The sequence below is a fragment of the Rhodococcus sp. KRD197 genome (genome assembly GCF_017168235.1).
GTDB lineage: Bacteria > Actinomycetota > Actinomycetes > Mycobacteriales > Mycobacteriaceae > Rhodococcoides.
In genome coordinates this window covers 1-5935 of record NZ_JABFAO010000042.1, presented here as the reverse complement: position 1 = coordinate 5935, position 5935 = coordinate 1, and the positions used below count along the sequence as shown (strand labels likewise).

Here is a 5935-nt window from a genome sequence, read left to right as displayed (position 1 = left end):
GTCCAGATCGCCCGCGATCGGGTGGTGGCGCTGAAGGCGCTCGGCCCGAGGCCGATCCGCACCCGCCGCATGTGAGTGAAAATACATAGCAGGACACGTATTTCCACACACATGCGCGAAGCGCCTAAGGTGACGTCCGTGCGATTGGCTACGTGGAACGTGAATTCTGTCCGCTCTCGTCAGGATCGGATCGTCGAGTGGCTGTTGCGCTCGGATATCGATGTGCTGGCGATGCAGGAAACTAAATGCAAGGACACGCAGTTTCCGTACGAGCGATTCACTGAGATGGGTTACGAGGTGGCGCATGTCGGCCTCAGTCAGTGGAACGGTGTAGCTCTGCTCTCGCGCGTCGGACTCGAAAACGTGCAGGTCGGTTTCGAGGATCAGCCGGGTTTCAGCAAGGACCCCGAGGTCGAGGCGGTCCGTGAGGCCAGGGCGATCGGCGCGACGTGCGACGGCGTCAAGGTCTGGAGCCTGTACGTGCCCAACGGCCGTGAGCTCGCCGATCCGCACTACACGTACAAGCTCGAGTGGTTGGCGAAGCTACGTGCCGACGCGCAGGCGTGGCTGACGGCCGATCCGCAGGCGCAGATCGCGCTCGTCGGCGATTGGAACATCGCCCCGACCGACGATGATGTGTGGGATCCGGCACTGTTCGAGGGCAAGACCCATACCTCGCAGCCGGAGCGCGATGCGTTCGCCTCGTTCGAGGAGATCGGTTTCAGCGAGGTGACGCGTCAATTCACGCCGGAGCCCAGGACATTCACCTACTGGGACTACACGCAGCTGCGCTTTCCGAAGAAGCAGGGCCTACGGATCGACATGGCCCTGACCTCTCCGGCGCTCACCCCACGTGTGTCCGGTGCTTCCATCGACCGTGAGGAGCGCAAGGGCAAGGGCGCGAGCGATCACGCACCGGTGATCGTCGAGATTTCCTGACGCGCTTTCGGTTGCGCGAGCTTCACCGCGAGCGCCACCGACCCAACGAGTATCAGGAGGCCGTGGGCGACGCGAATCCACGGCGGACCGAAGAACTGCGGCAGGAACAGCACGAACCCGGCGGCGAAGACCCATGCCTGCCACGTAGCGACTTCTCTGGCGAGAGCGATGACCCCGACTGCGATCGCGACGAGCCCCAAACCGAACATGGTCACCTGGACAGGCCCGTATCTGATGGGCTCAGCCAGGTCGACGAGGGTGACATCGCCCGTTTCCTGTGCGCGGACGCCGAGCACGTTCAGTGCGAAAGTTTCGGCGCCGTAGTAGGGAAGCAGCAGGCCGACGCCGATCCACGTCGCCGACTCCGCGAACTGGCCCGCCTGCATGGCTCTGACGACCAATGCCAATGCGATGAAGCCCAGCATCGCGCTGACGTGGGCAGCTATCCACAGCGGTGAGGCGAATGCATCGGCGCCGGCGGTGCCCGTTTCGGTGGAGTACGGCCGCAACACCGGATAGATCGCGAACAGAACGCCGGTGATCAGGAGCAGGAATGTGGTCTTTCGGTCTGACATGGATACACCCTCTCGTCAGGAGAGCAGCGCTCTCACCAAAGAGCAGTATTCATGGCGGCGACCCCCAAAGCAAGAGCGGCGCTCTCGTTTCGATGCCGCGTCACGCAACCAGATCGAGAAATTCCGGATGGCGGGCGAGATATCGACGCACGTAAGTGCAGATCGGAACGATGCGCCAGCCACGATCACGCGCGGTATTGAGCGCACCACGCACGAGAACGCCGGCCCATCCCCGGTCGCCGTAATCCTCGACGACAACCGTGTGCATAAAAGCCACAGCCCCGTCCTCGCCGTCGCGGTACCCGAGTATGCCGATCAACTCGTCGGCGACGAAGAGATCGAACCTACTGTGCGTGACGTTGTCCTCGATGCGAACTGCAGCAGCCAACGCAGCGGGCGACGAGAGATCCAAGGATGTGTGATCCATGTCACCATGACTACACCGGCGTGGTGAGGGACCGAAGGAATTGGCGAAATTGGATGGCAATTCGAAGCCACGTCGAGTTGCAACCGTTACGAGCAGAACCAGCCAACCCCCGACTACAGGGGAACAGCGATGTCCGCATAATCAGGGTTCGCGGCCAGGAAACGCTGAACGTAGGTGCACACAGGCTTGACCTTCCAGCCGTACGACCGGGCGGTGTCCAGTGACCTCCGCACGAGGATGGCAGCAAGTCCCTGATGGCCGAAGTCCTCGGTGACAACAGTGTGCATGAACGAGACGACGTGGGTCCGAGGTCCGCGTTTGGCCGAGGACTCGACTTCGTAGTATCCGACGATTCCCACCAAATCACCGTTGAGCCGCAACTCGAAACGGTTCTGGTCGGTATTGATGGAAACGTCAGCACTGGGTGTACTGGCAAGCATGGGTCACCTCCTTACATGTAGAGAGTTGGGGCGGAGCGTCGTGATCGTTATGTGACCTACACCACTATTAAACATGTGAACCGCATGCTTGTCACCCTTTTGCAGCGACAAACCTTCGGTGCCGTAGGTTCGCAACCTCGATGCAACATCACGACTGGTAAGTGTCACAGTCGCCAATCATCGCCGTTGTGATGCAACAACATTCATCGGTGAACAAGCATCTGTGGCCGCACCGGACATCCCTGCCGTACTGTCTTCTCGTGAAGTTTCTACCGCTTGCCCCGCACGGCTCGACGCCTCTGCGCGTGCTCACCATCGCCGGTACCGACTCCGGCGGAGGTGCCGGCATTCAAGCCGACAGTCGCACCATGGCCCTGTGCGGCGTCCACGCATGCGTCGCTGTCGCGGCGGTAACCGTACAGAACTCCGTCGGTGTCAGCGGCTTCCACGAGATCCCGCCGACGATCGTTGCCGACCAGGTTCGCTCGGTGGTGGGCGATATCGGCGTCGGCGCGGCGAAGACCGGCATGCTCGCCTCCACCGCGATCATCGAGGCCGTCACAGCGGTGTGCACCGAAGTCGGCATAGGCAGAGACCAGCCAGTTCCACTCGTCGTCGATCCAGTCTGCGCATCGATGCACGGTGACCCGCTTCTGCACGACGAGGCACTCGACGCCATCCGTCACACCCTCTTTCCCATCGCAACGCTCGTGACACCCAATCTCGACGAGGTGCGACTGATCACCGGCATCGACGTCGTCGACGACGCCACCGCGCACCACGCAGCGCAGGCGCTGCACGCATTGGGTGCGCAATGGGCGTTGGTGAAGGGTGGGCACCTGCGCACGTCGGAGACCAGCACGGACATCCTCTTCGACGGTGATCGGTTCCTCGAGTTCACCAGCCCCCGCATCGACACCGGCAACGACCACGGCGGCGGGGACACGCTGGCCGCGGCCATCGCATGCGCACTCGCCCACGGATACTCGGTCCCCGAGGCTGTCGCGTTCGGCAAGGAATGGGTCACGCGCTGCCTCGCCGCGTCCTACGACCTGGGCGCCGGGCACGGCCCGGTTTCACCGTTCTGGCGTCTGAATCAATCGGACGATCGCGAGGTCCTCGGGGACACCGCTGAGCTTGGGCGCGAAGAACCCGCGCCGATACGGCCGGGTGGTCAGCCCTAGTTCCTCCAGCGTTCCTTCCGGGAGCGCGTCGAGGGCAGTGTGCGAAATCATCACGTTGCCGTTCCCGCCCGCTTGCATCACCCGCGCGGCAACGGTGACATCGACCCCGAGCCAGTCGGATCCGATCTGGCGCGGACTGCCCGTGTGGATGCCCACGCGCATCGTCGGGGTGTATCCGTTCACTTCCACCCGGGCGAGCGCGGCACGAGCCGTCACCACCGCTTCGACGGCCTTGTCGGGGCGATAGAACACCGCCATGATGCCGTCGCCCAGCCGCTTGACGACGTGACCACCGCCGGCGGCGACCGCCGGTTCCACAGCCTTTGAGACCTTGCGCAGCAGGGTCAGCGTGTCCGCGTCTCCGGCGCCGAGCGACCAGGTCGAGAACCCGACGATGTCGGTGAAGACGATGGTGACATCGCGTTCGCCGTGTCCGCGGCCGGTTCGTTCGAGAACCGCCTGCCAGATCTGCAGGGCGCCGAGCCCGAACTCGCGGGTCGCGCCGGGTTCGTCGTCGAGGAATCTGTCGGCGACGCGTGCGACCGCCAGTGCCGACCCAGGCCCGGCCATGGACAGCGGATCACCGAACGTCGGATCACCGGGGAGTACGCGCCGGACTCGACGGATGACATCGACCACCGCCGGGCGACGGTTGACAGCGCGTATCCACTCGACCGTCGACGCCACGTGCGGGTTCATGACAACAAGCGTAACCGAAAGTTACACATAGTCATTGTCCCGAGCGAGCCGCGATGCGTGCCTCATCCACCGGAACCCCGTTGGGGCCGTCGACCGACTGAGCGTAGGTGCCGATACCGAAACCCACCACCGACGCATTTCTCGCCAGCGCCTCCCGATCGACATTGGCCAGGGTGTCCGCGGGGGTGTGATAGTTCTCGTCGAACGCCTCGCCGGCAGTGCCGCCCCATTCCTCGGCCTGCTCTGGCGTCTTCACATCGTCGGCGCCGCTGAACACCCCGCCGGCCGGGATCCCGACGGCGATGAACGGCCCGTAGTCGGAGCGTCCGTCGAAGTCGGTGCCGCCAGCAGCGATTCCTTCCGCCTGCAATCGTTCTACGAACATCCGCTCGATCGCATCCGAGCCGCTCGGGCCCGCGGGCGCCCCGACCTGATCTGAGTCATCGCCGTCGTATGCGAGGTAGCCGGCGTTCGGAGAACCGATCATGTCGAAGTTGAGATAGAGCGCGATATTCGACGCGTCCTCCTCGGACAGAGATTCGACGTACTTGCTCGAACCGACGAGGCCCAGCTCCTCGGCGCCCCAGAATGCGAAACGCACGGCGTTGGTGGTATCCGGTTCCGCGCCGAGCTGCAGCGCCGACTCCAGCACTGCTGCGACGCCGGTACCGTTGTCGTTGATACCCGGACCCTCGAGCACGCTGTCGAGGTGCGCCCCGGCAACGACGACGTTGTCGGTGTCACCAGTCTTGGTCTGCGCGATCACGTTCCGGCTCGTCGTGGTGACGGTTTCGGTGTCCAGCGTCAATGTCAGTTCCGGTGCCGCGGCGACGGCTGGTCCGTCTTCCTGACTGACGCCGCCGGTGGGGATCTGCGCAATGTCCGCGTCGCCGAGGGTGGCGCCGTCGAGTGGCCCCGGCTCGTTGTTGACGACAACCACCGCGACCGCGCCGAGATCAGCCGCGACGGCCTGCTTGGTACCGAACGGGCACACCCCGCGATCGACGACGACGATGGCACCGGAGACGTCGAGACCGTCGTAGTCCGTTGCTTCACAGCCCGGCGAATCATCGGTCGGCGCTGCGAGGACACGTGCGGTGAGACCGCCGTCCGGGGTGGACGGCGAGTACGTGAGCGCGGCCACCGGCACGTCCTGCTCGCCGACGGACAACGACTCGGTCTCGACCGAGAACTGGTCGAACTCGAACTCTGGGGTCTGCACCTCGAATCCCGCAGCTTCGAGCTTGCCCCGCAGGTAGTCGACGCTGGCGTCGTAACCGGACGTGCCCGCAGCCCGGTTGCCGTCGTTTGCGGACGCGATTTCCTCGAGCTCTTCGAGATGGGCCACCATCGCGTCCTCGGTGATCGCATCGGCCAGGCCGGGGCCGTCTGCGATCGCGACCGGGGTGGGAACGGAAACGGCCGGTTGCTCCTCGGCCCCGGATTCTTCCGGGGCCGAGGAGCAACCGGCCAGAACGAGAGCACCGACTGCGAAAACTGCGATCAGGGACATCCCCGGCTTGGAAATTGGCGGCATGGATGCACCCTAATGGGACTTGATCGGCGAGTCTCCGAGAGTAGCGAAGTTAGTCGGAGAAAGCTGATCACCGAGCCGCTGGTGGGTGATCACTGTATGGCCCTGGAGAGAAGATCGACTCCTAAGGTTAGATC

Annotated in this window: 6 protein-coding genes and 1 pseudogene; 2 read left to right on the top strand and 5 right to left on the bottom strand. The window is 64.0% G+C overall.

The genetic code is table 11. The features are described from left to right. Window positions 1-138 precede the first annotated feature (138 nt). The gene (locus J1M86_RS23915) at window positions 139-939 is read left to right on the top strand and encodes an exodeoxyribonuclease III (protein ID WP_206511635.1); all 801 of its coding nucleotides are present in this window, start codon (window positions 139-141) and stop codon (window positions 937-939) included. Here the strand turns inward: J1M86_RS23915 and J1M86_RS23910 are convergent. From J1M86_RS23910 to J1M86_RS23900, 3 genes are all read right to left on the bottom strand, one after another. Then, window positions 909-1514, bottom strand: a complete 606-nt coding sequence (locus J1M86_RS23910) for a hypothetical protein (RefSeq protein ID WP_206511634.1) — start codon at window positions 1512-1514, stop codon at window positions 909-911. The two genes, J1M86_RS23915 and J1M86_RS23910, sit on opposite strands and share 31 nt — an antisense overlap. Window positions 1515-1614: 100 nt before the next feature. After that, complete coding sequence (locus J1M86_RS23905; RefSeq protein WP_075838355.1) at window positions 1615-1941, bottom strand: GNAT family N-acetyltransferase; 327 nt, start codon at window positions 1939-1941, stop codon at window positions 1615-1617. 113 nt (window positions 1942-2054) lie between these two features. Continuing rightward, complete coding sequence (locus tag J1M86_RS23900; RefSeq protein ID WP_075838356.1) at window positions 2055-2381, bottom strand: GNAT family N-acetyltransferase; 327 nt, start codon at window positions 2379-2381, stop codon at window positions 2055-2057. Between the two features lie 260 nt (window positions 2382-2641). On the opposite strand from J1M86_RS23900, the pseudogene thiD reads away from it, so the two are divergent. Next, window positions 2642-3478, top strand: a pseudogene (thiD, locus tag J1M86_RS23895) (bifunctional hydroxymethylpyrimidine kinase/phosphomethylpyrimidine kinase); the annotation flags it as partial. Here thiD and J1M86_RS23890 read toward each other — a convergent pair. After that, a complete protein-coding gene (locus J1M86_RS23890) occupies window positions 3458-4264 on the bottom strand; it encodes an adenylate/guanylate cyclase domain-containing protein (protein ID WP_206511632.1) in 807 nt (268 codons plus the stop codon). The pseudogene thiD and the gene J1M86_RS23890 sit on opposite strands and share 21 nt — an antisense overlap. A gap of 31 nt (window positions 4265-4295) precedes the next feature. Continuing rightward, window positions 4296-5801, bottom strand: a complete 1506-nt coding sequence (locus J1M86_RS23885; protein WP_241260619.1) for a M28 family metallopeptidase — start codon at window positions 5799-5801, stop codon at window positions 4296-4298. Window positions 5802-5935 lie beyond the last annotated feature (134 nt).

Excerpts from the sequence above, each read along its gene's own strand:
- J1M86_RS23905 (WP_075838355.1), bottom strand. The coding sequence starts at position 1,941 with ATGGATCACACATCCTTGGATCTCTCGTCGCCCGCTGCGTTGGCTGCT.
- J1M86_RS23885 (WP_241260619.1), bottom strand. The coding sequence starts at position 5,801 with ATGCCGCCAATTTCCAAGCCGGGGATGTCCCTGATCGCAGTTTTCGCA.
- J1M86_RS23900 (WP_075838356.1), bottom strand. The coding sequence starts at position 2,381 with ATGCTTGCCAGTACACCCAGTGCTGACGTTTCCATCAATACCGACCAG.
- J1M86_RS23910 (WP_206511634.1), bottom strand. The coding sequence starts at position 1,514 with ATGTCAGACCGAAAGACCACATTCCTGCTCCTGATCACCGGCGTTCTG.
- J1M86_RS23890 (WP_206511632.1), bottom strand. The coding sequence starts at position 4,264 with ATGAACCCGCACGTGGCGTCGACGGTCGAGTGGATACGCGCTGTCAAC.